We start from the raw sequence: 25,480 nt of genomic DNA, 5'->3' as shown, positions 1-25,480 counted from the left end.
GACGCACGCATCGGGCGGCCGATAAACGAGCGCAATCCACCGCAGGGAGCGCCGTCATGCTCAGGAAGATCGCCTTCACGATGTACCCCGTGATCGACGTGGATCGCGCCCTGGCCTTCTACGAGGGAACGCTCGGGCTCACGCGCGGTTCGCACGGCCATCAGGACGGGCAATGGTGGGTCGAGTACGACCTCCCCGGCGGCGGTTGTTTCGCGCTGACCAACGCCACGCCGTCCAAGCCGAGCGAAGCCGCGGGCGGCACGGTGGGCTTCGAAGTGGAGGATCTGGACGCGCTCGTCACCGACCTGAAAGGCAAGGGCGTGACGTTCCGCAGCGACATCATCGTGACGCCGGTGTGCCGCATGGCCGTGTGCGTGGACAGCGAAGGCAACTCGCTGCTGTTGCATCAGTTGAAAACGGGGGCAAGAGGCTGATGTCCGCGCGCATTTCCCCAGCCAGCCCGTCGTCCGAGGCATCGATCGACGCACGCACGACACAGGCGCTGGCATGGCTGCGCGCGCACGCCTCCGACGCCGCGCGCGATGGCATGGCGCGTTTCGCGATTCCTTCCGACCACGCGCTGGGCGTGTCGATGAAGGACATCCAGGCGCTGGCGAAGCAGCTCGGTCGCGATCACGCGCTCGCCGATGCGCTATGGGACACCGGCGTGTACGAAGCGCGCATGCTCGCCGCCTACGTCGCCGAACCCGCGCGCGTCACGCCCGCGCAGATGGACCGCTGGTGTCGCGACTTCGACAACTGGGCCGTGTGCGACACGCTGTGCTTCACGCTGTTCGATCGCACGCCGCATGCCTTCGCCAAGGTCGTGCAGTGGTCGTCGCGTCGCGACGAATTCCAGAAGCGCGCGGCCTTCGCGCTGCTCGCCAGCCTTGCGCTGCACGGGCGGCTCGAAGACGAAGCGTTGTACGCCGATGGCCTGGCGTTGATCGAGCGCGAAGCCGCCGACGAGCGCAACTTCGTGAAGAAGGGCGTGAACTGGGCGCTGCGCGCGATCGGCCGCCGTGCGGACTGGCGTGCCGAAGCGACCGCCGTGGCGAAACGGCTGGCGGCATCGGATGCGGCGAGTGCCCGGTGGATCGGCAAGGACGCGCTGCGGGAGTTCGCGAAGCAGCCGCCCAAACCGGCGAAGAAGGCGCAGAAGAAACGTCCCGAACAACACGCGACGACTTCCGCATCGAAGAAGGCATTGCCGAAAACGGCGGCACGCACGCGCCGCAACGCGGATTGATCCGGATCAAGGGCGTGCAGGCGCGCGCTTCCTAGACTTCTCCCAAGGCGCATTCCGCGCATGTCCTAAGGGGGACGATCATGAAAACCGCTCTGCTGCTCGCCGGCCTCGCGCTTGCCGGCTTCTCCTCGCACGCCTTCGCCGCCGACAACTGCACCGTCAAGATCAGCGGCAACGATGCGATGCAGTACGACATCAAGAGCGCGACGGTGTCCGCCTCGTGCCCGACCATCACCATCGAACTGACCCACACCGGCAAGATGCCGGTAACGGCGATGGGCCATAACGTCGTCGTCTCGCAGACCGTGCTGTACGACGCCATCGCGCGCGACGGCCTGAAAGCCGGTGCCGCCGCGGGCTATGTGCCGAAGAACGATCCGCGCGTGATCGCCGCCACCGCGATGATCGGCGGCGGCCAGAGCGCGAAGGCGACGTTCCCCGGCTCGCGCCTGAAGGCGGGCGGCGACTACGCCTTCTATTGCAGCTTCCCGGGCCACGCCACGCTGATGCGCGGCAAGCTGATCGTGGTGAAGTGATCGATTGAATCGATCGCCATGCGCGTTGCGATGCGTAGTGCTGCATCGCAACGCGCCGGTTGCACGACGATCTTCACACCGCGCGGCGCTCTCGTTCATTCCGCCGTCACGACCTTTTCACCGCGTCGACACGATGATCCGGTGGCCTGCCGCCGGGGACGCCACATGCGTGGCGAGTTCTGGATGACGGCGGGCGACTGCGAGCGAAGCCGTCCGGTGCGTCACGCCGGAGCCGCGCTTTTCCCGCCGCGTTCGGAAGTCGAGCTGTCCGTAGTGCCGGTTGTTCCCATGCAGTCATGCAGAAGGAGCGGGGCTTGGAAGCGTTCGTGCACGACGTGGTGCGTTTCTACGACGACCTGATCGGCCGCACGCAGGGCCCGATGTCGTTCCGGTTCTTCCTGCAACCGGGCATGGCCTTGCTGATGGCGCTGCGCGACGGCGTGAAGGACGCGAAGACCGGACGGCCGCCTTACTTCTGGAACATCGTCAACGACCCCGCCGCGCGTCGCGATTCGCTGCGCGAAGGCGTGAAGGCCACGGCGCGCATCCTGCTGCTGGGCCTGGTGATGGAAATCATCTACCAGTACAAGGTGCTCGGCACGTTCCACGTGCTGGAGGCGATCAACGTCATCGTCGCCCTGTGCTTCCTTCCGTACCTGCTGCTCCGCGGGCCGATCAACCGGCTCGTGCGCTGGTGGCACGCGCGTGCGCATCGCACGGCCTGAGTGGAGAGACGCGTGAGCTCGACGAACGACGAAGCGCCGATCCGCCCCGAACGCGTCACCGAAGCGCCACTGCCGGCGATCCCGGAAGTGTCGCAGCTCGATCCCGACATCGCGTCGGTCACGCTTTCGCAGCATCGGACGAAGCTGTCCACGCACCGCACGGGGCTGTCGGAGCATCGCACCGATCTGTCCGAATACCGCACGGACCTGTCGACCAGTCGCACCGAAATGTCGATGCGGCGCACCGGCATGTCGTTCCAGCGCACGCGCATGAGCGCCGAACGCACGCTGATGTCGGTGATCCGCACGGCGCTGTCGCTGATCGGCTTCGGCTTCACCATCTTCCAGGTCTTCAGCAAGGGGCGCGATTCGGGCCTGCTGAAGATCGGCACCGCGGCGCCGAGCAATTTCGGCATGGCCCTGGTGATGCTCGGCGTGCTGCTGCTCGTCGTCGGCATCGTCTACCACGTCAATTTCATGCGCACGCTGCGTGCGCAGCGCAACGCCATGGTCCAGCACGGGCTGGTGCATGGCGAGAGCGCCTATCCGGTTTCGTACACGTTACTCACGGCCTGCGCGCTGCTGCTGATCGGGTTGTACGCCATCGTCACGATGGTGTTCGACGTGGCGCGCGGCTGAGGTCGACATCGCTGTTGCTTCCCCCACACCACAAGGAGACGCGTCATGGCACAGGCGAAGAAGGCCGCCCGTCCGGCTAAGGTGGCCAAGTCCGCACCGCCGTCGCAACGCAGCGGAGCGGCACCGGAAAAGGAAACACGCGGCGCAGCGGCATCCCGCCGATCGGGCGAGCGCCCGCCGAACATCCTGGTGATCTGGGGCGACGACATCGGCATCTCGAACCTGAGCTGCTATTCGCACGGCCTGATGGGCTACCAGACGCCCAACATCGATCGCATCGCGCGCGAAGGCATGATGTTCACCGACTCCTACGGCGAGCAGAGCTGCACCGCGGGGCGTTCGTCGTTCATCACCGGACAGAGCGTGTACCGCACCGGGTTGTCGAAGGTCGGCATTCCCGCCGCGCCCATCGGCATGAACGAGAAGATCGTGACCATCGCGGCGCTGCTGAAGGAACAGGGGTACGCGACCGGACAGTTCGGTAAAAACCACCTGGGCGACCTGAATCACATGTTGCCCACCAACCACGGTTTCGATGAGTTCTTCGGCAACCTCTATCACCTCAATGCCGAGGAAGAGCCGGAGATGGCGAACTACCCGAAGGATCCGAAGTTCCGCGAGCACTTCGGTCCGCGTGGCGTGCTGCATTGCTGGGCGACCGACAAGGACGACACGACGGTGCAGGAGCGCTGGGGCAAGGTCGGCAAGCAGAAGATCGAAGACACCGGGCCGCTGACCAAGAAGCGCATGGAAACCTGCGACGACGAGTTCGTCGCCGCCGCCATCGACTTCATCAAACGCCAGGAAAAGGCCGGCAAGCCGTGGTTCGTCTGGCTCAACACCACCCACATGCACCTGTTCACGCACACCAAGAAGGAAAGCCTCGGGCAGGCGGGGCGCTGGCAGTCGCCGTACCACGACACGATGATCGACCACGACAGGAACGTCGGGCAGATGCTCGACTTCCTCGACGAGGCCGGTCTGGCCGAAAACACCTTCGTCCAGTATTCCACCGACAACGGGCCGCACCGCAACACGTGGCCCGACGGCGGCATGACCCCGTTCCGCAGCGAGAAGAACACCAACTGGGAAGGCGCGTTCCGCATCCCGATGATGGTGCGCTGGCCGGGCCATGTTCCGGCGGGTTCGATCGCCAACGGCATCGTGCAACACCACGACTGGCTGCCGACGTTCCTGGAGATGGCGGGCGCGCCCGACGTCGTGGAGAAGCTGAAGAAGGGCTACAAGGCGATCGGCCGTACCTACAAGAACCACATCGACGGATTCAGCCTGTTGCCGTACATCACCGGGCAGACGAAGGAGAGCCCACGCAACTTCTTCTTCTACATCAGCGACGACGGCGACATTCTCGGCATGCGATACGACAACTGGAAGATCGTGTTCATGGAACAGCGCTGCCAGGGCACCTTGCAGGTGTGGGCGGAGCCGTTCACGCGATTGCGCCTGCCCAAGATATTCAACCTGCGCACCGATCCCTACGAATTCGCGGACATCACGTCGAACACGTACTACGACTGGATCCTGCACAACGATTACTTCATCTTCGCCGCGCAGTTGGGCGCGGCGAAGTTCGCGGAAACCTTCAAGGATTTCCCGCCGGTGCAGCGACCCAACTCGTTCACCATCGACGACGCGCTGGCGAAGATGCGCGACGCCAACGCCGGAGCCAGCTGAGCGATAACGGCGCCGGGCGACCCGAATCGCCCGGCGCATCGCATCACGGCGCGCCACGTTCTCCGCGACGCGCGAACCGACATCCAGAAGGAGCGAGTCGTGGCCAAGGCGAACGGAAAGTCGAACGACAAACCGAACATCCTTTTCATCATGGGCGACGACATCGGCTGGTACAACGTCAGCGCCTACAACCTGGGCGTCATGGGCTACAAGACGCCCAACATCGATCGCATCGCGAAGGAAGGCGCGCTGTTCACCGACTGGTACGGGCAGCAGAGTTGCACGGCCGGGCGCGCGGCGTTCATTACCGGGCAATCGCCGATACGCACGGGGCTGACAAAAGTCGGTCTGCCCGGCGCGGAACTCGGCCTCGGGCCGGACGATCCCTCCATCGCGCAGGTGCTGAAGTCGTTCGGCTACGCCACGGGGCAATTCGGGAAAAACCATCTAGGCGATCGCGACGAGCATCTGCCGACGATGCACGGATTCGACGAATTCTTCGGAAATCTTTACCACCTCAACGCCGAAGAAGAGCCGGAGAACGAGGACTACCCGAAGGATCCCAAGTTCAAGGAAAAGTTCGGCCCGCGTGGCGTGCTCAAGTGCAAGTCCGACGGCAAAGGCGGGCAGAGCATCGAGAACACCGGTGCGATGACGCGCAAGCGGATGGAAACCATCGACGAGGAATTCCTCGAAGCCGCCAAGGATTTCATCAAGCGCGGCCACGAGGCGGGCGGCCCATGGTTCTGCTATTTCAACTCCACGCGCATGCACGTGTTCACGCACCTGAAAGCCGAGTCGCAGGGGAAGACGGGGCTTGGGCTATACCCGGACGGTATGGTCGAACATGACGGACACGTCGGCGAGTTGCTCGCGCTGCTGGACGAACTCGGCGTTACGGAGAACACCGTCGTCGTCTACACCACCGACAACGGTGCCGAAAAGTTCACCTGGCCGGATGGTGGAACGAGCCCCTTCCGCGGCGAAAAGGCGACCAACTGGGAAGGCGGGTTCCGCGTTCCGTGCGTGATGCGCTGGCCCGGCGTCATCCAGCCGGGACGTGTCATCAACGATATCTGCGCCCACGAGGATTTCATTCCCACCTTCGCCGCCGCGTGCGGCGAGCCCGATCTCGTCGGCAAGGTGAAGAAGGGGCATGAACTCAACGGGAAGAAGTTCAAGGTGCATCTGGATGGCGACAACCTGCTGCCCTTCCTCAAGGGCGAGGTGGACAAATCGCCGCGCGAGGGGTTCATGTACTGGAGCGACGATGGCGATCTGCTCGCCGTTCGCGTGCGACAGTGGAAGGTCGCCTTCATGGAGCAGGTTGGCGAAGTGGAGCCCAAGAACCCGATGGGTGTCTGGCAGAGCCCCTTCACCGTGCGGCGTGCGCCGTCGATGTACAACCTGCGCGCCGATCCGTTCGAGAACGGTCCAAACACCATCTACTACGCCGACTGGATCGCGCATCGCATGTTCCTGATGGTGCCGGCGCAGGCGATCGTGGCGAAGATCCTGGAGACGTTCAAGGAATTCCCGCCACGCGCCAAGGCCGCAAGCTTCACCGTAAGCGACGCGATGGAAAAAATCATGACGGCGAGTCCCTCGCAGAACTGAGGACCGGGCATGGGCGACGCATTGCCTTCATGGAACGATGGCGCGACGAAGTCGGCGATCCTCGACTTCGTCGCGCGCACCACGCGCGAGGGTGGGGCGGATTTCATCGCGCCCGCCGAGCGCATCGCCGTGTTCGACAACGACGGCACGCTGTGGTGCGAGTTCCCGCTGCAGGTGCAGGTGTTCTTCGCATTGGCCGAGGTGAAACGGCTCACGCAGCAGGATCCGTCGTTGCTGCAGAAGCCCGCGTTCAAGGCGATGATCGACGGCGACGTGAAGACGTTGATGTCGTTGCCGAAGCAGCAGGTCTTCGAGCCCGCGTTCGCGACGCATGCCGGCATGACGGTGGAGGAATTCCACGCCAATGCATGGCGATGGCTGCGGCAGGCCGAACACCCCAAGCTGCGCCGACCGTTCATGCACAACACCTTCGTGCCGCAGCATGAGCTGCTCGAACACCTGCGCGCGAACGGCTTCAAGACGTACATCGTGACCGGCGGCGGCGTGGAGTTCGTGCGGGTGGTCGCGCAACAGCTGTACGGCATCCCGCCGGAGCAGGTGGTCGGTTCCAGCACGAAGATGAAGCTGGAGGAGGCCGACGGCGGCATCGTGCTGCGCAAGCTGCCAGAACTGGGCAGCTTCGACGACAGGGAAGAGAAAGTGGTCAACATCGCCCTGCACATCGGTCGTCGGCCGGTGTTCGCGTTCGGCAATTCCGATGGCGACCTGGCGATGATCCGGTATACGCTAGGTGGCGACGGGCCGCGGATGGCATGGCTCCTTCACCACGACGACGCCACGCGCGAGTTCGCCTACGACCGCGATTTCAAGCTGAGCGCGTTGCGCGAAGGACTCGACCGCGCGGGTGAACTGGGCATCGGCGTGGTCAGCATGCAGCGCGACTGGAACCGCGTGTTCCCCGAAGGCAACGACGATCCGACCGGAGGCATCGCTTGAGCAATCTGCAGCACGACAGGATTCGCGACCTGCGCGCGCATGAGGACATGGTGCGCATCGAAGGCGGCGCGTTCATCATGGGCTCGGACCACCACTATCCCGAGGAGCGCCCGGCGCACAAGGTGCGCGTGGATGCGTTCTGGATCGACCGGCATGCGGTGACCAATCGCGACTTCGCGCGTTTCGTCGAGGCGACCGGGCACGTCACGCAGGCGGAAAAGCCGGCCGATCCGGCGGATTACCCCGATGCGGATCCGGCGATGCTGGTGCCGGCGTCGGTGGTCTTCGTGCCGCCGCCGGGGCGCGTGGACCTTCGCAATCATTTCCAATGGTGGCAGTACATCCCCGGTGCCGACTGGCGGCATCCGCGCGGGCCGGAGAGCTCGCTCGACGGGCTGGAAGACCATCCCGTCGTGCACGTCGCCTACGCCGACGCGCTGGCGTACGCGCAGTGGATCGGCAAGGAACTGCCGACGGAAGCCGAATGGGAATTCGCCGCGAAGGGCGGGCGCGAGGGCGCCGAATTCGCCTGGGGCGACGACCTGGTGCCGGACGGCAAGCACATGGCGAACACCTGGCAGGGCGAGTTCCCGTGGGAGCTCAAGCCCGAGGACGGCTTCGCGTGGACCGCGCCGGTGGGTTCGTTCGAACCGAACGGCTACGGTTTGTACGACATGATCGGCAACGTGTGGGAATGGACCGCCGACTGGTACCAGGACCACGGGCGCATCCAGCAGCACGCGTGCTGCACGCTGGAAAACCCGCGCGGCGCCGAGCGCGACGCGAGCCTGGACCCGCGCGATCCCGCGCGCGTACCGCGCCGCGTGATGAAGGGCGGCTCGCACCTGTGCGCGCCGAATTACTGCCGCCGCTATCGCCCGGCCGCGCGCATGGCGCAGCCGGTGGACACCTCGACGTGCCACGTCGGTTTCCGGCTGGTGGTGCGCGACTGATCCGATCCCCGCGGGAGGGCGCATGGAGCACTGGCTGATCGCCGTATCCGAACCGACCATCCTGGCGATCGATTTCCTCGCGCTGGCGGTGATCGTCGTCGGCACGCTCATCGCGATCAAGGACGGCATCGTGCTGCTGATGACGCAGCACGAAATCGAGCGCCACGCGCGGCGCCGCCTGTGGATGCGCTATTCGCACTGGCTCGTCGCCGGGCTCACGTTCCAGCTGGCGGCCGACATCATCGAATCCTCGATCACGCCCGACTGGGACGGCATCGGCCGCCTCGCCGCGGTGGCGGTGATCCGGACCTTCCTCAACTATTTCCTCGAACGCGACGTCGCCGAAATCCGCGAGCTGGAGCGCGCGAGGGAAACGGAGAAACCTGCGCCTTGACCCGTGCGCGGCCGCGAATCGCCGGTCCGGTCGCGTAAAATACGCGCCCCCTTGCTGGAGCCGTGCCATGCCCGTTTCGCCCGCCTGTCCGCAGTGCACCCTGACCAACACCTACGTGGACGGCGCGAATTTCGTCTGCGCCGACTGCGGCTTCGAATGGCGGGTGGAGGGCGAGGGCGAGGGCGCGGCGGCGTCGGGCGTGGTCGTGCGCGACAGCAACGGCAACGTGCTCGTCGAGGGCGACACGGTGGTGGTGATCAAGGACCTCAAGGTGAAAGGCTCCTCGATCCCGCTCAAGCAGGGCACGGTCATCCGCAACATCCGCCTGGTCGAGGACGATGCCGAACACATCGAAGGCAATTCGGACAAGATCAAGGGCCTGGTGCTGAAGACGGTCTTCCTGCGCAAGGCCTGACCGGGCCGCTTCGCGCCATCACCGCGCGTTATCGCGCATCGCGGGACAGTGGGCGCTTCCCCCGTCACGGAAGCGTCCCATGAGCCAGTACCGCATCGCGCTGCTCGTCGGCAGCCTGCGCCGCGAGTCGATCAACCGCCAGCTCGCCAATGCGCTGATGAAGATGGCGCCCTCGTCGTTCACCTTCCACGAGTGCCGCATCGACGACCTCCCGCTGTACAACCAAGATGACGACAGCCACCAGGCCGCGCCGGTGAAGCGGCTCAAGCAGGAAATCCGCGACGCCGACGGCCTGCTGTTCGTCACGCCGGAGTACAACCGCTCGGTGCCGGGCGTGCTGAAGAACGCGATCGACCACGCGTCGCGCCCGTACGGCGACAGCGCCTGGCAGGGCAAACCGGCGGGCGTCATCGGCGGTTCGATCGGCGCGGCGGGCACGGCGATGTCGCAGCAGCATCTGCGCAACATCCTCGCGTACCTCGACGTGCCGACGATGGGCCAGCCGGAGGCGTACATCCACGTCAAGGAAGGGTTCTTCGACGATGCCGGCGGCGTGGCGTCGGAAGGCAGCCGCAAGTTCCTGCAGGACTGGATGGACCGGTACGCGCAGTGGGTGAGGCTGCATGTGGATGCGGGGCGGAAGTGAGGGTTTGATGCTTGCGATCTTTCCGTAAGTAGCTGTTACCTGCGGCGCGCCAACCGTTTTGCAGACGAAAGGCAAAAAATGGGTTCCAGCTTTCGCTGGAATGACGGTGAGGCGCGGGTCGTCGGTGCGGAGTGCCGTGGTGCGCTACGGGCCTGGGTCCCGGCTTTCGCCGGGATGACGTTGAGTGTGGGGATGACGGTGAGGTGGGTGACGGTGAGGTGGGTGACGGTGAGGTGGGTGACGGTGAGGTGTGGGGGGGGCGGTGAGGTGTGGGGATGACGGTTGAACGCGTGTGACGCCGCCGCCCGGGCCCAATGACGCCGACACCAGAATGCGAATGACGCCGCCCGCTTCCGGCGCGACAATGCGCTCGACCTCGCCCTCGGCCTGCGCATGACCCTCCCGCTTCCCTTCGATCTTCCCGACGCCCAGCGCAGCGCGCTCGAAGGCGCGTACGCCACGCCGCCGCGCGCGTACCACAACTTCGACCACGTGCGCGAAGTGCTGCGCCACTACGTCGAGGCCTCGCACGGGCCCGGCTGGACGCAACCGTCGGAGGTCGCGCTCGCCGTGCTCTATCACGACGCGATCTACGAAGCCGGCCGCAAGGACAACGAAACGCGTTCGGCCCAGCTCGCCGAAGAACACATCGGGCGCTTCATGCCCGATCGCCACATCGACGTGCCGCGCGTGACGCAGCTGATCGAACTCACCGCGCGGCACGGTGTGCTGGAACCCAACGACGTCGACGAGGAAGCCGCGCTGTTCCTGGACTGCGACATAGCGATCCTCGGCGCCGAGCCGACGGTGTTCGATGCCTACGATCGCGGCATCGCCGCCGAATACCGCGCCGTCGTGCCGGGCTGGTTGTTCCGCATCAACCGCAAGCGCTTCTTGAAATCGCTGCTCGGGCGCGAGCGCATCTACCTCACGCCGTTCTTCCACCAGCGCCTGGACGCCGCGGCGCGCAACAACCTGCGACGTGCCGTCACGTCCAAGCGCTAGCCCTTGACGGCACGCATGCGCGCGATGCCGAACAATCGCGCCGACGACGTGAATCGTGCGAGGAACCGCGCATGGCCTTCCAGATCAGTTCGCCTGCGTTCGAACACAACGCGGGCATCCCGTCGCGCTTCACCTGCGAAGGCGAGGACATCTCGCCCGAACTGCGCTGGTCCGGCGTGCCCGACGGCACGCGCAGCCTGGCGTTGATCGTCGAAGACCCCGACGCGCCGGATCCGGCCGCACCCAGGCGCGTGTTCGTGCACTGGGTGCTGTACAACCTGCCGGCCACGTCGACCGGACTGTCGGAAAACCTGCGCAGCGACCAGCTTCCGTACGGCACGAAAGCCGGCCAGAACGGCTGGCAGCGCGCCGGCTACGGTGGCCCGTGTCCGCCGATCGGCCGGCATCGCTATTTCTTCCGGCTGTATGCGCTCGACATCGAACTGCCGGACCTCGGCGATGTCGACAAGCTCCGCCTGCTCGACGCCATGGAAGGCCATGTGCTCGCGCAGGCGGAGATGATCGGGACGTACCAGAAAGGCGACTGACCTCAGTACGCCTGTGCCGTCGGACGCACCACCAGCTCGTTGACGTCGACGTCCGCCGGCTGGCCGATCGCGAACGCGATCGCCCGGGCGATGGCATCGGCGGGCAGCATGTCCTTGCGGAACACCTCGTCGACTTCGCGCTTCATCGCCGGGTCGGAAATCGTGCTGGTGAGCTCCGATTCCACCGCGCCCGGCGCGATTGTCGTCACGCGCAGGAACGGCGATTCCTGGCGCAGGCCTTCCGACAGCGCGTGCACGGCGAACTTCGTCGCGCAGTACACCGCGGCCGTCGCGAAGACCTGACGCCCGGCGACGGACGACACGTTGACGATCTGCCCGGCGCCGCGTTCGTTCATCGACGGCAGCACCGCGCCGATGCCGTACAGCACGCCCTTCACGTTGACGTCGACCATGCGGTCCCATTCGTCGACCTTGAGGTCGGCCAGGCGCGAGAGCGGCATCACGCCGGCGTTGTTGACCAGCACGTCGACGCGGCCGAAGCGCGCGATCGTCGCCTGGATGAACGCCTCGACCTGGTCGCGCCGGGTGACGTCGAGCGCGTGCACGAGCACCTCGCCGCCGTTGTCGCGGATCTGCGCGGCGATCGCCTCGAGCCGGTCGGTGCGACGCGCGCCAAGCGCCAGGATCGCGCCGTGCTGCGCGAGCCGCAGCGCCGTGGCTTCGCCGATGCCGCTGCTGGCGCCGGTGATGGCGACGACCTTGCCGGCGATGTCGAGGGTAAGGAAATCCTGCTTTGACATGGGGTTTCTCCGATTTCGGGGTGCAGGCGCCCGTCGACGGCCGGCGTGCCGGCCGCGCGGGGCAGGTGGAAAGGTGCGTGGCGCGTGGGCGCGAATGAAGAGCGCGATTGAGGAGCGCGAGCGCACTCCTCATTCGGGAAACCTCACGCGTGAATCAGGCGTTGACCGACGACATGCCCGCCGCCGGATACCGCGTGCCGGCCACTTCGTGCGTGGCGAGCACTTCGTCGAGCCGGCGCTGCTCGGCCATCGTCAGGTCGATGCGGGCCGCGCCGGCGTTTTCGTCCAGTCGCGAGATGCGCCGCGTCCCGGGGATCGGCACGATGTCCGGGCCGCGATGCAGCAGCCACGCCAAGGCGAGCTGCGCCGGCGTGCACTCGCGTTCGCGCGCGAGTTCGGTCACGGCCTGGACCAGGCGCTGGTTCTGGTCGATGTTGCCGTCCTGGAAGCGCGGGTTCTGGCGGCGCCAGTCGCTGTCGGACAGCTCGCTCGTGTTCTGGATTGCGCCGGTGAGGAAGCCGCGACCCAGCGGGCTGTAGGCGACGAAACCGATGCCCAGTTCACGGCACGCGAGCAGCGCATCGCTCTCGACCTCGCGCGTCCACAGCGAATACTCGCTCTGCAACGCGGCGATGGGGTGCACCGCGGCGGCGCGGCGCACGGTCGCGCCGGAAGCTTCCGACAGACCGAGGTGACGGACCTTGCCGGCTTCGACCAGGCGCGCCATCGCGCCGACGGTCTCCTCGATCGGCACCTTCGGATCGACGCGGTGCTGGTAGTACAGGTCGATGTGCTCGACGCCCAGGCGCTTGAGGCTGGCATCGCACGCGGCGGCGACGTACTCGGGCGATCCGTCGATGCCGAGGAAATCGCCGTTGGGCGCGCGCACGTTGCCGAACTTCGTCGCGAGCACGACCTCGTCGCGACGCGTGCGCAGCACCTTGGCGAGCAGTTCCTCGTTGCGGCCGACGCCGTACATGTCGGCGGTGTCGAGGAAGTTCACGCCGATGTCGAGCGCGTGGTTGAGGACGGCAAGGTTGTCGGCCTCGTCGCTGGGGCCGTAGAAATCCGACATGCCCATGCAGCCCAGGCCGACGGCGGATACGACCAGGCCCTGACGACCGAGGGTGCGACGGGGGAAGGGAACGTTCATGCGAGGTCTCCTGCGAAGGGGGGAGGGAACGTGGACACATGCTGCGCCCGGCCCGCGAGGCGGCGTTAGCCCATTGCTCTGCGATCCTTGCCCGATCCTCCGGGCGTGTGCGCCGCGTCCTTGGCGGGCCGACCGGGCGGCGCATAATCGGCCCGTGCCATAGAAGGCCCCACGCCATGAATACGAACGCCTCCAACGTCATCGCCGCGCCGCACGGAATGGAAGCCCAGCAGGCCGAGCTCGCCGACCGGATTGCCCGAAACGTCCCCGGCGACGGCCTGCACGATTCGCGCGTGCCCGGCCTGTCGCTGATCCAGGCCAGCGAGCCCTCGTTGCCGTTGCCCACCGTCTACCACCCGAGCCTGTGCGTGGTCGTGCAGGGCAGCAAGCGGGCCTTGCTGGGCGAGGAGGTCTTCCACTACGACCCGCTCAACTACCTGGTGGTGTCGATGTCGCTGCCGATCACCGGACAGATCCTCGATGCGACAACGCAGTCGCCGTACCTGTGCCTGCGCATCGACATCGACACCGCGCTGGTCAACGAACTGCTGGCGCAGGTGCCTGCCGAGCGCGCGGCACGTCGCGGCGGTCGCGCGGTGTTCGTCGGCCGCACGAGCGCGACGCTGCTCGACGCCGTGCTTCGCCTGGTCCGCCTGCTGGATACGCCGGAAGAGGCGGCGGTGCTCGCGCCGCTGGCCACGCGCGAGATCCATTACCGCGTGCTCACCGGCGAACTCGGCGAACGCCTGCGCGAGCTGTGCGACGTGGAAGGACCGTCGCAACGCGTCGCACGCGCCATCGACCTGATCAAGCAGCGTTACCACGAACCGCTGCGCATCGAGCAGCTCGCCGCCGCCGCGCACATGAGCGCGTCCTCCCTGCACGAACGCTTCAAGGCCGCCACCGCGATGACGCCGCTGCAGTACCAGAAACAGCTGCGCCTGCAGGAAGCGCGGCGGCTGATGCTGGTGGACGGGATCGAGGCCGCCGCGGCGAGTCATCGCGTCGGTTACGAAAGCCCGTCGCAGTTCAGTCGCGAATACCGCCGGCTGTTCGGCGCGCCGCCGCGTCGCGAGGTCATGGCGATGCGCGGCCCGCCGGCCTGACCGGCGCCGGCGCCGGCCGGTCGCGCAAATAGGATTGCTCCGATGGAGCAAAGTGGGCGCGTCGGGAACCATGCCCGGCATGAACATTTCCCACGATGCGGTTCCCCACGTCGCGGCCCTGATCCGGGCCGCGTTCCGTCTGCTTGAAGAGATCGACAACGGGCGGATGCTCGACATCTGGGAGCGCGCGTCCGAGAGCGCGCGCCGGATGGTCCCGCCGCAGGAAGTCGCCACCGCCATCGTCCCGTTCCGCGAAAGCCAGGGCGCGCTGGTGTCGCGCGACTGGGTGGGCGCGCGCCGCGATCCGGCGGAGCCGCAGTACCTGCGCCTGACCTTCCAGTCGCGATTCGCCGGATGGGTTGGCGAGGAAATGGTCACCCTGGAGCAGGAGGCCGACGGCATCTGGCGCCTGGCCGGCTACGGCGTGCTGCCCGCGGATGCGCTTGACGCCTGATCCTCGCGACGACGCGCCGGCCGCACGCCGCCGGCGCGGCTAGTCTGTCGGCGGGGAAGGTCGGCGCCGCGCATGCGGCAGGGATGCGGCGAGGTCGTTGATCGTGGATGTGCTGGAGTTCGTGGTGGATTTCGTCAGCGACTGGCGCATGGCCGTCGCGCTGGCGGCCACCGCATTGATCGTCTGGCTGATCGCCGAGTACGGCCCGCAGAACACGGCGGGCACCGTGCTCGCCGTGGCCGTGGCCATCACGGGGTTCGTCATCGGCTGGCGCTGGTCGAACGCGGCGCAGCAACGCTAGCCCGCAGGTCGCACCCGCGACGCGAGCACCGCGCCGAGCAGCGCGAGCGCGGCGGAGATCCCGAAGCCGACGAGGTAGGCCATCGACGGCGCGCGCGTCATCAGCGCGGCGAACACCGAGCCGCCCACCGCGAGCACCGTCGCGGTGAACAGCGCATCGCACAGGTGCAGCGCGGAGGAGTTCACGCCCTGGCGATGCGGCGGCGAGAGTTCCAGGATTAGCACCGACAGCGTCGGGAACAGCAGGCCCATGCCGAAGCCGGCGGCGATCCAGCCGACGATGCCGACACCCACCGGGAGGGAAGGCGACACCGCGCAGGCGACGCCCGCGATGCCGATCACGATCAGCGCCATGCCGTAACGCAGCAGCTGCGACGGCGTGAACGGCTGTGACGGCCGGCTGCGGCACCACGATCCCAGCGACCAGCCCAGCGCGCCTAGCGTGAGCGCAGCGCCGGCCATCGTTGGCGAGAGGCCGCGTTCGCGCGAGAGCATCAACGGTATGAAGACTTCGGTGCCGAAAAACGCGCCGGAAGCGATGCCGCGCATCATCACCACTGTCGGCAGGCCGCGCGCCGCCCGAAGCGTGCCGCGCGGCAGCAGGTGCCACGCGCAGACCAGCAGCGCGATGGCCGACGCCGCCAGCATCACCGCGCCGCCAGCGTGCCGCAGCTGCCCTGCGTAGTGAAGTGCGAGCGCGCTTGCCGCCGCGCCCACGGCCCATGCGAGCCGATGCGGCGAAAGGCCTGCGCCGTCCGCATGCTCCGTCGCGCTGCCGAGTCCGCGCAGCGCCGGCAGCACGCACGCGGCCGCGGTCATCGCGAGCAGCGGAACCGACAGGAAGACCCAGCGCCAGCCGAGGTATTGCACGAGCGCGCCGGCGATCGTCGGCCCGATCACCGCCGGCACGACCCATGCGGCGGCGAACGAGGCGAAGATGCGCGGGTGCATCGCCGGCGGGTACACGCGGCCGACCGCGACGTACAACGCCACCGACATCAGTCCGCCGCCGAATCCCTGCACGATGCGGCCCAGCAGCAGGACTTCCATCGACGGCGCGAACCCCGCGATCAGCAGGCCGATCGAGAACCACACGATGCCGTGCCGCAACGGCGGCGCCGGTCCGCGCCGGTCGGCCCACGGGCCGCACGCGACCATGCCGATGACCGAGGACGCCAGCGTGCCGCCGAAGGCGAGCGCGTACAGCGGCAGGCCGTCCAGCGCCTGCGCGACGGTCGGCATCGCGGTCGCGACGGCGAGCGCTTCGAACGCGTACAGCGCGACGAGCACGACCGCGCCGATCGTCGTGCCGCGATAGCGCCGGTCGAACAGACTGGCGCGGTTCCCCTCGTCGCGGGATGGCACGGAAGGCGACGCGATCTCGCCCGTATCCTGCGTTGTCGCGGCGGTATCGCCGTCCCGACGTCCGTCCATCACAGCGCGAACCCCCGTTGCTCGTACACCATGAGCACCACCTTGCCACGTCCGTGGCCGTTCTCCACGTCGCGATGCGCCACGGCCGCGTAGGCGAGCGGATAGATGTCGCGCACGTGCACGCGCAGGCGGCCGGCGTCGTGCAGATCGACCAGTGCCTGGAGCCGCTCGCGGCTGCGCTGGCTGCGGATCGCCTGCACGCCCAGGCGCTGGACGTCCTCGAAGTCGACCAGCGTGCCGATGCGCGAGGGCTCGATCCCCAGTTCGATCGACGCATCCAGCGCGCCACGCCCGCTGCCGTCGAGCGCCGCGTGCACGCCGTGCGGCGCGATGGCGCGCACGCGTTCGGCCAGGCCCGGGCCGTACAACACGGGTTCGGCGCCGAGCGCGCGCAGGTAGTCGTGGTTTTCGCGACTCGCGGTGCCGATGACGTGCGCACCGCGCAACCGCGCGAGCTGCACCGCCATCGTGCCCACGCCGCCGGCCGCGCCGTGCACGAGCACGGTGTCCCCGCGACGGATGTCGAGCGCTTCCACCGCCGTGTGCGCGGTCTGTCCCGACGCCGACAACGCGCCGGCGACGGCCCACGACATCATCACCGGCTTGAGGACGACCTGTTCGATCGGCACGACGACGGCTTCGGCGTAGGCGTTCGCGCTCGTCCAGCCGAGCACTTCGTCGCCGACGATCAGCGATTCGACGCCGTCGCCGACCGCATCGACCACGCCCGCGAACTCGTTGCCGAGCTGTCTTGGAAACGGTGCCATCCCGATGCCGCGTTGCGCGAACCAGCCGTTGCGCGTGGCGCAATCCGCCGGCTGCACGCCGGCGGCGCGCACGCGCACGCGGATCTGGCCGCGGGCCGGCGAGGGCAGGGGAACCTCGCCCAGGCGCAGGACGTCGGGCGGCCCGTAGGCGTCGAACACGATCGCCTGCATCGTCGGCGCAGGCGCGGACCCTGCGAGGTAACCGTCGCGTGCGGTGCGGGTATCCATGGGGGATTTGACTCGAAACGATGACGGGCGCGAGGATAGAACCTCAACTTAAGTTGAGGTCAAGCCGATGGGCGTGGAGGAACTCAGCGTCGGCGAAGTCGCCCGGCGCAGCGGGGTGTCGGTGTCGGCACTGCATTTCTACGAGGCCAAGGGCCTGATCCAAAGCCAGCGCAGCGGCGGGAACCAGCGACGCTACGCCCGTGACACGCTGCGCCGCATCGCGATCATCCGCGCGGCGCAACGCGTCGGCATGCCGCTGGCGACGATCCGCGACGCGCTGGGGAGCCTGCCCGAAGCCCGCACGCCGACGCGGCGCGACTGGTCGCGTCTTTCCAGAGCATGGCGCGAGGAACTGGACGCGCGCATCGGCGAGCTGATCCGCATGCGCGACATGCTGGACGACTGCATCGGCTGCGGCTGCCTGTCGCTGGACCGCTGCAAACTCGCTAATCCGCGCGACGTGCTGGGCGAGCAGGGCGCGGGAGCGCGGCGCTGGGAAGACGAGGAGGGAACCTAGCAACGCGAATCGAGCGAACGCCTTGCGTGCGCTCGTTCCCCGTTCGGCCCCATCCGTTCCTCGCCCTGTGACGTTCCTGTCACAAATCTCCGCTGCAATCGTGCAAACCGGCGGCCGGCGCCGGACGGACGCACGCGATGAACCTGCTGATGCTGTCGGACGTGTACTTCCCGCGCGTGAACGGGGTGTCCACCTCGATCCGCACCTTCGCCCGATCGCTCGCGCGCATGGGCCACGCGGTGACCATCGTCGCGCCGGACTACGGCGACGACAGCGGCCAGGAACAGCACGACGGGCACGGCGAATTCGAGGTCCTGCGCGTTCCCGCTCGCGTGATCTTCTTCGATCCCGAAGACCGCCTGATGCGTGCCGACGCCGCGCGCGCGATGCGCGACGCGCTGGGCCTGCGCGAGTGGGACGTGATCCACATCCACACGCCGTTCCGCGCGCATGCGATGGGCGTGCAGCTCGCGCGCGAGATGGGCGTGCCGACGGTGGAGACCTATCACACCTACTTCGAGGAATACGTCGGCCATTACCTGCCGTGGCTGCCGACCGCGCTGGGGCGTTTCGTCGCGCGCGCGGCATCGCGCCGTCTGTGCCACGGCGTGGATCACCTCATCGTGCCCAGCGCGCAGATGGTCGAGGTGCTGCAGCGCTACGGCATCGACACGCCGCACACGGTGCTGCCCACCGGCATCGACCTGGCCGAGTTCCAGGGCGGCGACGGCGCACGGTTCCGCGAGCGGCACGGCATCGCCGGCGATGTCCCGACGCTGGTCACCGTGAGCCGCCTGTCGCTGGAGAAGAACATCGGGTTCCTGCTGCGCATCGTGCAGCGGCTCGTGGGCGAGTTCCCCGACCTGCTGTTTCTGATCGCGGGCGAAGGCCCGGACGAAGCACGCCTGCGCCGGCTCGCGGGCGAACTGCGCATCGAGGCGAACGTGCGGTTCTTCGGCAACCTCGATCGGCGAACCACGCTGCTGGACGCGTACAAGGCCGGCGACGCGTTCGTGTTCGCCTCGCCCACGGAAACGCAGGGGCTGGTGCTGATCGAAGCGATGGCGCTGGGCGTGCCGATCGTCTCGACCGCGGTGATGGGCACGGCGACGGTGCTGCGCGATACGCACAGCGCGGTGATCGCGCAGGAAGACGTCGAGGCCTTCGCCGCGCAGGTCGCGCAGGTGCTGCGTTCGCCGGAGTTGCGCGCGCGCCTGTCCGCCGCCGGCCCGAACGACGCGCGACGCTGGAGTTCGGACACGCTGATGCGCCAGGTCGAATCGCTCTACGGTTCGCTGGCGCAACAACGCGCGGAACTGGCGACGACCTGATCCGCCTCCGGGCGGCGCGGGAAGGCGCGGCCGCCGTGTACCATCGCCGCATCCCACCTTCTGGAGATCGGCATGTCCCTTTCCCTGCACGACGCAAGCGTGCCCGTATTCCGCCACATGCTCGGCGCGCTCGACGGCCTGCTCGCCAAGGGCGAGGCCCACGCGAAGGCGCAGGGCTACGACCCCGACGTGCTGCTGCACACGCGGCTGTTCCCCGACATGTTCCCGCTGTCGCGCCAGGTGCAGATCGCCTGCGATTTCGCCAAGAGCGTGAGCGCGCGCCTGGCCGACGTCGAAGTGCCGGCGATGGCGGACGAGGAGCGCTCGTTCGAGGAACTGCGCCAGCGCATCGCGAAGACCCTGGCGTTCGTCGAAGGGCTGGATGCGCTGCTGTTCGAAGGCGCAGCCGAGCGCGAGATCGTGCTGCGTCCGGGCACGCCGAAGGAGCGCCGCTTCGATGGCCGCGGCTACCTGCTGCAATACGGCCTGCCGCAGTTCTTCTTCCACGTGACCACCGCTTACGCGCTGCTGCGCCACAACGGCGTGCCGGTCGGCAAGCTGGACTACATGGGAGGACGCTGATGTCCGACGTCCCGGTCGTCGCGCAGGCAAGGGCCAACGCCGCGCGTACGCGCACGATCGGGACGTGGGCGCTGGTCGGCGTCGCGGTGTTCGCGGCGGTCGCCATCGCGATGCAGTTCCTGCGCGCGGACCTCGACTTCGTCCGCGCGACGCTGAGCTTCTACCTGCTGGGTCCGCTCGGCGTCTGGCTGCAGCTGGCCTACCTCGGGCTCGCGTTGAGCCTGGCGCTGATCGGCGCCGGCTACTACGGCGCGGCCACGCGCGAGGGCCGGAGTCGGCTGGCGCTGTGCCTGTTCCTGATCGGCGCGATCGGCGTGGCCGTCACCGCGTGGGCCGAAACCGACCGGGGCGGGGCGGCGGTCTTGACGACGGCGGCGAAGATCCACGCGATCTCGGCGCCGCTGGCGTTCCTGGGCACGACGCTTGGCATGCTGCTGCAGAGCTGGGTGCTTCGTCGCGATCCGCGCTGGCGGCAGCACTTCGCGCTGGCCTTCGGGCTCGCGGCGTTCTGCTTCGTCGCGCTCTGGCTCCATGCGCTGTGGCGGGAGTTGCCGCGCGGGCTCAGCCAGAAGGCGGTGATCGCGGCCATCGTGGTCTGGTTGATGCTGGCTGCGAGCTGGTTGCGACGCACCTCGGATGCGCCATAGAAATCAGAGACTTGCGGCTGCAAGTTAACGCGATGCATGCAGGTTAAAATAGGCGGATGCTCAATATCGCCGCCTATCACTTCGTTCCCATCGCGCAGCCCGACGGGCTTGCGCAGCGCCTGCACGAGCGGGCCGACGCCGCCGGACTGCGCGGCACGATCCTCGTCGCCGGCGAGGGCATCAACCTGTTCCTGGCCGGCGAGGACGACGCGATCCACGGCTTCTTGGGCGCCCTGCGCGAGGACGAACGCTTCGCCGAGCTGCTGGTGAAGTTCAGCCACAGCCGCGGCCAGCCGTTCGGCCGGCTCAAGACGAAGGTGAAGCCGGAGATCATCAGCTTCCGGCGCGACAACGCGTCGCCGTTGTCGGACGGTCGCGCACCGACCGTCGAACCGCACACGCTGGCGCGCTGGCTCGACCATGGCGTCGACGATGCGGGCAAGCCGGTGGTGATGCTCGATACGCGCAACCGCGAGGAATTCGGCTACGGAACCTTCACGGGCGCATTGACCTTGCCCATCGACAATTTCACCGACCTGCCCGAAGCGCTCGCACCGCACCGCGAGGCGCTGCGCGACGCCACCGTCGTGAGCTTCTGCACCGGCGGTATCCGTTGCGAGAAGGCCGCGTTGTGGATGCAGGCCGACGGAATGCAAAACGTGTTGCAGCTCGACGGCGGCATCCTGGGGTACTTTGAGCAGGTCGGCGGCCGCCATTACGATGGCCGCTGTTTCGTGTTCGACGGGCGCGTCGCCCTCGACCCGCAATTGCAACCGCTCGTGGACGACGCCGCCTGAGGCGGCACGGACTTCCCCCGCCGCGTCCACGACCCGCAAGGAGCCCCGATCCGTGAGCAAGGCGATGATGAAACCTGGTGTGATGTCGATGGCCCCGCGCGTGGCGGCGGTGATGCTGGTGGCGGGCCTGGCAGCCTGCGAACCGCAGGCGCCGGTGAACACCGCGCCGCCGGAAGCGATCACCGCGCCGGCGCCCTCCGCCAACCCGCAACCGGACGTCAACGCCAAGCCGGTCGAACGCGCCGCGCCGCCGATGATCAAGCCGGTCGCGCTCGGAGAGTTCGACCCGGGCAACCCGGTGGCCACCTCGGTGACCGGCAAGCTGTCGGTGGAAGACACGCTGATCAAGGGCGAGAACGGTGCGAGCTTCACCACCGAACGCGTCGCGCTGGTGTCCGGCGGCGACCAGTACTCGGCCGGCGCGACCTACGCGCAGGCGATGATCGTCGACGCCTCGCAGCCGATCGAGCTGCGCCGCGTGCTTGAGGAAACCCCGCCGACGCAGTCGCCCGCCAACGCCCTGTGCGGCGGCAACCGCACCGGCTTCATCGCGCTGGCGAAAGTCGAGGACACCACCGGCGAGACGCTCAAGCTCATCGGCCTGAAGGGCACCGACCTGCCTGCCGCGAGCGCCATCGGCGTGGAGCTGTGCGCGAGCACGCAGTATTTCCCGATCGCCGGCGGCGGCGATGCGGAAGGGAAGAAGGTCGCGAAGCGTTGAGGGCGCGATGCTTTCGACGTAGGTGCTTTGCGAGCACGGCAAGCAGCTGGTTTGCCATCGCGCGACATGACGCCGCTTACAGCCCCTCTCCCCCCGGGAGAGGGGTTGGGGTGAGGGGCAACGAAGCCGAAGCGCTCGGCAGCCGCTGCATCACCGCGCCGCGGTGTCGCTTCGCGCCCTTGCGGAACAAGGCATGGCTATCCCAGCTCTTGTAGCCCGGGTAAGCGAAGCGCACCCGGGATCCCTCACGTCCTCCCCGGTTCCCTTCGCGGGCTACACACGCCCGCTTTTCTGCACACTCAACGGCGAGCTTCCAGCCACGCGACCGCGCCACGTGCCGCGCGTAATCCACTCGCATAACACGCCGTCAGCAGATACCCGCCCGTCGGCGCTTCCCAGTCGAGCATTTCGCCCGCGCAGAACACGCCCGGGATCGCGCGCAACATCAGCGTCTGCGGGTCGAGCGCTTCCAGTCGAACGCCGCCCGCGCTGCTGATCGCCTCCGCGATCGGCCGCGCGCGCAGCAGCTTCAGCGGCAGTCGCTTGATCGTGCGCGAGAGCCGCTGCGTGTCCTGCATCGCGTCCTTGCCAAGCACTTCGTACAGCAGCGCGGTCTTGACGCCTTCGATGCCGACCTGCCGGCGCAGGTGTTCGGTGAGGCTGCGGCCGCCGCGCGGTCTGTCGAGATCCGCACGCAACCGATGCAGCTCGCGGCCGGGCGCCAGATCGAGTTCGAGCGTGACCTCGCCATGCTTCGCGATCGCATCGCGCAGCATCGCCGACAGCGCATAGACCAGGCTGCCTTCGATGCCGGTTTGCGTGACGACGCATTCGCCCTGCAATTCGTGCGGCTGGCCCGATGCATCGTGCCAATGCGCCACGACGGGTTTGAGCGGCGCCCCCGCGTGGCGACTGGCGAAGTGTTCGCTCCAGCCGATGTCGAAGCCGCAGTTCGATGGAACCAGCGGCGCGACATCGACGTCGCGCGATTGCAGCGCCTGCACCCATGCGCCGTCCGATCCGAGTTCCGGCCAGCTTCCGCCGCCGAGCGCGAGCACCGTCGCGTCCGCGTGCACGTGGAGTTCGCCGTCCTGCGTCGCCAAACGCAGTGCGCCGTCGTCGGTCCAGCCGGTCCAGCGATGCTGCACGTGGAAGCGCACGCCGTCCTCGCGCAGCCGGCGCACCCAGCCGCGCAGCAGCGGCGCGGCCTTGCGGTCGGTCGGAAACACGCGGCCCGACGTGCCCACGTAGGTCTCCACGCCGAAGCCGCGCGCCCATTCACGCAACGCATCCGCGTCGAAATCGTCGAGCCACGCGGCGAGCTCGCGCGCACGTTCGCCGTAGCGCGCATCGAACGCGGGCCGCGGTTCGCCGTGCGTGAGGTTGAGGCCGCCCTTGCCGGCGATCAGGAACTTGCGGCCCACCGAGCCCTTGGCCTCGAACAGGTCCACCTCCACGCCCGCTGCGCGCGCGACCTCGGCCGCCATCAGGCCGGCGGGGCCGCCGCCGACGATGGCGAGGCGGACGTGCAACTGCGACGGAGTGGGCATGAGGCGCGGGGCGTAAGGGGCAGGCAATTATGCCTGCGTGGCCGCGGCCTTCCGGCGTACGGCCAACTTCCGTGCAGTCCGGCGCAGGCGCAAAGCAGGTATCTTCGGGCGCTCACACCACCGGAGTCGCTTCGCCCATGCATCGCCGCACGATTTCCGCCGCCCTGGCGCTCCTCCTCGCGACGGGCGTCGCGCATGCCGACGACCCCGCGTTGCCGCCGCAGCTGCAGGATTTCGATGCCTACGTCGAAGGCGTGCGCAAGCAGTTCGACGTGCCGGGCATCGCGGTGGCGGTGGTGAAGGACGGGCAGGTGGTGCTGGAGCGCGGTTTCGGCGTGCGCGAAATGGGCAAGCCGGCGCCGGTCGATGCGAAGACGCTCTTCGCGATCGCCTCCAACACGAAGGCCTTTACCGCGGCGTCGCTGTCGATCCTCGCCGACGAAGGCAAGCTGAGCCTGGACGATCGCGTGGTCGACCACCTGCCGTGGTTCCGCATGTCCGACGCCTACGTCACGCAGGAAATGCGCGTGCGCGACCTGCTCGCGCATCGCAGTGGACTGGGGCTCGGCGCGGGCGACCTGCTGTACTGGCCCGGCACGGACTACACGACCGAAGACGTCGCGCGCCGGCTGAAGGACGTGCCGCTGACCGGCAGCTTCCGCGGGCAGTACGCCTACGACAACATCCTCTACGGCGTCGCGCAGCTGGTGATCGAGCAGGCCAGCGGCCAGAGTTACGCGCAGTTCCTGCAGCAGCGCATCTTCGCGCCGCTGGGCATGCGCGACACGCGCTTCAACTCCGACGCGTTGCGTCCTCGCGACAACGTCGCCACCGGCCACGCGAAGGCCGATTTCAAGGACCTGCAACCGGCGCCGCGCATGACCTGGCACAACGTGTCCGGTGCGGGCGGCGTCTATTCGAGCGTGCACGACATGGGCCGCTGGATGAACATGCAGCTGGCCGGCGGCACCTACACCGACGCGAAGGGAACGCAGCAGCGCCTGTTCTCCGAAGAGCGCCAGCAGGAGATGTGGTCGGTGATCACGCCAATCAAAATCCCCAAGCCGCTGGTGCCGGAACTCGAAGCCGCCAGACCGAACTTCCTGGGCTACGGCGAAGGCTGGCAGCTGTCGGATTACCGCGGCCGCAAGCTGGTGTCGCACACCGGCGGCTGGCCGGGCATGGTGTCGCGCGTGACGCTGGTGCCGCAGCAGAAGCTCGGCGTGATCGTGCTGACCAACGCCGAAGTCGGCGGTGCGTTCAATGCGGTGACGATGCGCGTGCTCGACGCGTTCCTCGATGCGCCGCGCACCGACTGGACGGCCGCCTACGCCGCCGCGCTCGCCAAGTCGAAGGACAAGGCCGACGAGGACTGGCGCAAGCACGTGCAGGCGCGCGCGGCCGACGCCCCGCCGTCGCGCCCGCTGTCGGCGTATGCGCGTACGTATCGCGATCCGTGGTACGGCGACATCGTCGTCGAGCAGGGCAAGGACGGGCTGGTGATGCGTTTCTCGCGCACGCCGGACCTCGTCGGCCGCATGGAGCCGTGGCAGCACGACACCTTCATCGTGCGCTGGAACGAGCGCTGGCTCAACGCGGACGCGTTCGTGACGTTCTCGCTCGACGCCGACGGCGAAGTGCGCGAGGGACGCATGGAAGCGATCTCGCCGCTGACGGACTTCAGCTTCGATTTCCAGGACCTGCGCCTGACGCCGGTCGAGGAAAAGAAGGCCGGGTCCTGACCGCTGCGCCG

29 protein-coding genes are annotated in these 25,480 nt (G+C 67.8%); 24 read left to right on the top strand and 5 right to left on the bottom strand.

Annotation, left to right across the window (positions count from 1 at the left end; translation table 11 throughout):
- The first annotated feature begins 56 nt into the window (after nucleotides 1-56).
- From LA521A_RS10115 to LA521A_RS10050, 14 genes are all read left to right on the top strand, one after another.
- Nucleotides 57-434 carry a VOC family protein gene (locus LA521A_RS10115; protein WP_281778792.1) on the top strand — a complete coding sequence of 126 codons (378 nt, stop codon included), beginning with the start codon at nucleotides 57-59 and terminating at the stop codon, nucleotides 432-434.
- Entirely contained in the window at nucleotides 434-1,249 is an 816-nt protein-coding gene (locus LA521A_RS10110) for a DNA alkylation repair protein (RefSeq protein ID WP_281778791.1), read from the top strand. The genes LA521A_RS10115 and LA521A_RS10110 overlap by 1 nt, the downstream gene beginning before the upstream one ends.
- Nucleotides 1,250-1,329: 80 nt before the next feature.
- Nucleotides 1,330-1,785, top strand: coding sequence for an azurin (azu, locus tag LA521A_RS10105; RefSeq protein ID WP_281778790.1), 456 nt, complete (start codon nucleotides 1,330-1,332; stop codon nucleotides 1,783-1,785).
- Nucleotides 1,786-2,099: 314 nt separating this feature from the next.
- The gene (locus tag LA521A_RS10100; protein ID WP_281778789.1) at nucleotides 2,100-2,510 is read left to right on the top strand and encodes a hypothetical protein; all 411 of its coding nucleotides are present in this window, start codon (nucleotides 2,100-2,102) and stop codon (nucleotides 2,508-2,510) included.
- A 12-nt stretch (nucleotides 2,511-2,522) separates the two neighbouring features.
- The gene (locus LA521A_RS10095; protein ID WP_281778788.1) at nucleotides 2,523-3,149 is read left to right on the top strand and encodes a YidH family protein; all 627 of its coding nucleotides are present in this window, start codon (nucleotides 2,523-2,525) and stop codon (nucleotides 3,147-3,149) included.
- A 45-nt stretch (nucleotides 3,150-3,194) separates the two neighbouring features.
- Nucleotides 3,195-4,844 carry an arylsulfatase gene (locus LA521A_RS10090; RefSeq protein ID WP_281778787.1) on the top strand — a complete coding sequence of 550 codons (1,650 nt, stop codon included), beginning with the start codon at nucleotides 3,195-3,197 and terminating at the stop codon, nucleotides 4,842-4,844.
- A 99-nt stretch (nucleotides 4,845-4,943) separates the two neighbouring features.
- A complete protein-coding gene (locus LA521A_RS10085; RefSeq protein WP_281778786.1) occupies nucleotides 4,944-6,461 on the top strand; it encodes an arylsulfatase in 1,518 nt (505 codons plus the stop codon).
- A 9-nt stretch (nucleotides 6,462-6,470) separates the two neighbouring features.
- On the top strand, nucleotides 6,471-7,418 hold the full coding sequence (locus tag LA521A_RS10080; RefSeq protein WP_281778785.1) for an HAD family hydrolase: 948 nt from the start codon (nucleotides 6,471-6,473) through the stop codon (nucleotides 7,416-7,418).
- A complete protein-coding gene (locus tag LA521A_RS10075) occupies nucleotides 7,415-8,371 on the top strand; it encodes a formylglycine-generating enzyme family protein (protein WP_281778784.1) in 957 nt (318 codons plus the stop codon). The genes LA521A_RS10080 and LA521A_RS10075 overlap by 4 nt, the downstream gene beginning before the upstream one ends.
- Nucleotides 8,372-8,393: 22 nt before the next feature.
- Nucleotides 8,394-8,765: a DUF1622 domain-containing protein gene (locus LA521A_RS10070; RefSeq protein ID WP_281778783.1), complete on the top strand. Its 372-nt coding sequence runs from the start codon at nucleotides 8,394-8,396 to the stop codon at nucleotides 8,763-8,765.
- Nucleotides 8,766-8,832: 67 nt separating this feature from the next.
- Entirely contained in the window at nucleotides 8,833-9,180 is a 348-nt protein-coding gene (locus LA521A_RS10065) for a zinc ribbon domain-containing protein YjdM (RefSeq protein WP_281778782.1), read from the top strand.
- Between the two features lie 79 nt (nucleotides 9,181-9,259).
- Nucleotides 9,260-9,826: an NADPH-dependent FMN reductase gene (locus tag LA521A_RS10060; RefSeq protein ID WP_281778781.1), complete on the top strand. Its 567-nt coding sequence runs from the start codon at nucleotides 9,260-9,262 to the stop codon at nucleotides 9,824-9,826.
- A gap of 393 nt (nucleotides 9,827-10,219) precedes the next feature.
- Nucleotides 10,220-10,831 (top strand): HD domain-containing protein, encoded by a 612-nt coding sequence (locus LA521A_RS10055; protein WP_281778780.1) that lies wholly within the window; start codon nucleotides 10,220-10,222, stop codon nucleotides 10,829-10,831.
- A 71-nt stretch (nucleotides 10,832-10,902) separates the two neighbouring features.
- The gene (locus LA521A_RS10050) at nucleotides 10,903-11,379 is read left to right on the top strand and encodes a YbhB/YbcL family Raf kinase inhibitor-like protein (protein WP_281778779.1); all 477 of its coding nucleotides are present in this window, start codon (nucleotides 10,903-10,905) and stop codon (nucleotides 11,377-11,379) included.
- Nucleotides 11,380-11,381: 2 nt separating this feature from the next.
- On the opposite strand, the gene LA521A_RS10045 is transcribed toward LA521A_RS10050, so the two are convergent.
- Nucleotides 11,382-12,140, bottom strand: a complete 759-nt coding sequence (locus LA521A_RS10045) for an SDR family oxidoreductase (protein WP_281778778.1) — start codon at nucleotides 12,138-12,140, stop codon at nucleotides 11,382-11,384.
- A 154-nt stretch (nucleotides 12,141-12,294) separates the two neighbouring features.
- Complete coding sequence (locus tag LA521A_RS10040) at nucleotides 12,295-13,293, bottom strand: aldo/keto reductase (protein ID WP_281778777.1); 999 nt, start codon at nucleotides 13,291-13,293, stop codon at nucleotides 12,295-12,297.
- Nucleotides 13,294-13,469: 176 nt separating this feature from the next.
- On the opposite strand from LA521A_RS10040, the gene LA521A_RS10035 reads away from it, so the two are divergent.
- From LA521A_RS10035 to LA521A_RS10025, 3 genes are all read left to right on the top strand, one after another.
- Entirely contained in the window at nucleotides 13,470-14,399 is a 930-nt protein-coding gene (locus LA521A_RS10035) for an AraC family transcriptional regulator (RefSeq protein ID WP_281778776.1), read from the top strand.
- Between the two features lie 70 nt (nucleotides 14,400-14,469).
- Nucleotides 14,470-14,853: a DUF4019 domain-containing protein gene (locus LA521A_RS10030; RefSeq protein ID WP_281778775.1), complete on the top strand. Its 384-nt coding sequence runs from the start codon at nucleotides 14,470-14,472 to the stop codon at nucleotides 14,851-14,853.
- Nucleotides 14,854-14,956: 103 nt separating this feature from the next.
- Nucleotides 14,957-15,154 (top strand): hypothetical protein, encoded by a 198-nt coding sequence (locus LA521A_RS10025; protein ID WP_281778774.1) that lies wholly within the window; start codon nucleotides 14,957-14,959, stop codon nucleotides 15,152-15,154.
- Here LA521A_RS10025 and LA521A_RS10020 read toward each other — a convergent pair.
- Entirely contained in the window at nucleotides 15,151-16,587 is a 1,437-nt protein-coding gene (locus tag LA521A_RS10020) for an MFS transporter (protein WP_281778773.1), read from the bottom strand. The genes LA521A_RS10025 and LA521A_RS10020 overlap by 4 nt on opposite strands.
- A complete protein-coding gene (locus LA521A_RS10015; protein ID WP_281778772.1) occupies nucleotides 16,587-17,582 on the bottom strand; it encodes an NADP-dependent oxidoreductase in 996 nt (331 codons plus the stop codon). The genes LA521A_RS10020 and LA521A_RS10015 overlap by 1 nt, the downstream gene beginning before the upstream one ends.
- A gap of 67 nt (nucleotides 17,583-17,649) precedes the next feature.
- Between LA521A_RS10015 and soxR the strand changes: the two genes are divergently transcribed.
- The 6 genes from soxR (at nucleotide 17,650) to LA521A_RS09985 (ending at nucleotide 22,177) form a co-directional block, all read left to right on the top strand.
- Complete coding sequence (gene soxR, locus LA521A_RS10010; protein ID WP_281778771.1) at nucleotides 17,650-18,099, top strand: redox-sensitive transcriptional activator SoxR; 450 nt, start codon at nucleotides 17,650-17,652, stop codon at nucleotides 18,097-18,099.
- A gap of 137 nt (nucleotides 18,100-18,236) precedes the next feature.
- Nucleotides 18,237-19,430, top strand: coding sequence for a glycosyltransferase (locus LA521A_RS10005; protein ID WP_281778770.1), 1,194 nt, complete (start codon nucleotides 18,237-18,239; stop codon nucleotides 19,428-19,430).
- A 72-nt stretch (nucleotides 19,431-19,502) separates the two neighbouring features.
- Nucleotides 19,503-20,012 carry a DUF1993 domain-containing protein gene (locus LA521A_RS10000; protein ID WP_281778769.1) on the top strand — a complete coding sequence of 170 codons (510 nt, stop codon included), beginning with the start codon at nucleotides 19,503-19,505 and terminating at the stop codon, nucleotides 20,010-20,012.
- Complete coding sequence (locus LA521A_RS09995; protein ID WP_281778768.1) at nucleotides 20,012-20,659, top strand: DUF998 domain-containing protein; 648 nt, start codon at nucleotides 20,012-20,014, stop codon at nucleotides 20,657-20,659. The genes LA521A_RS10000 and LA521A_RS09995 overlap by 1 nt, the downstream gene beginning before the upstream one ends.
- A 56-nt stretch (nucleotides 20,660-20,715) precedes the next feature.
- Complete coding sequence (locus LA521A_RS09990) at nucleotides 20,716-21,456, top strand: sulfurtransferase (protein ID WP_281778767.1); 741 nt, start codon at nucleotides 20,716-20,718, stop codon at nucleotides 21,454-21,456.
- Between the two features lie 82 nt (nucleotides 21,457-21,538).
- The gene (locus tag LA521A_RS09985) at nucleotides 21,539-22,177 is read left to right on the top strand and encodes a hypothetical protein (protein ID WP_281778766.1); all 639 of its coding nucleotides are present in this window, start codon (nucleotides 21,539-21,541) and stop codon (nucleotides 22,175-22,177) included.
- A 299-nt stretch (nucleotides 22,178-22,476) separates the two neighbouring features.
- Here LA521A_RS09985 and LA521A_RS09980 read toward each other — a convergent pair whose 3' ends face one another.
- Nucleotides 22,477-23,727 carry a TIGR03862 family flavoprotein gene (locus tag LA521A_RS09980; RefSeq protein ID WP_281778765.1) on the bottom strand — a complete coding sequence of 417 codons (1,251 nt, stop codon included), beginning with the start codon at nucleotides 23,725-23,727 and terminating at the stop codon, nucleotides 22,477-22,479.
- Nucleotides 23,728-23,864: 137 nt separating this feature from the next.
- Between LA521A_RS09980 and LA521A_RS09975 the strand changes: the two genes are divergently transcribed.
- Nucleotides 23,865-25,469 carry a serine hydrolase gene (locus tag LA521A_RS09975; protein WP_281778764.1) on the top strand — a complete coding sequence of 535 codons (1,605 nt, stop codon included), beginning with the start codon at nucleotides 23,865-23,867 and terminating at the stop codon, nucleotides 25,467-25,469.
- The last annotated feature ends 11 nt before the right edge of the window (nucleotides 25,470-25,480 follow it).

The sequence above is a fragment of the Lysobacter auxotrophicus genome (assembly GCF_027924565.1).
Taxonomy (GTDB): domain Bacteria; phylum Pseudomonadota; class Gammaproteobacteria; order Xanthomonadales; family Xanthomonadaceae; genus Lysobacter_J; species Lysobacter_J auxotrophicus.
This window is presented reverse-complemented; position numbering and strand designations above follow the sequence as displayed.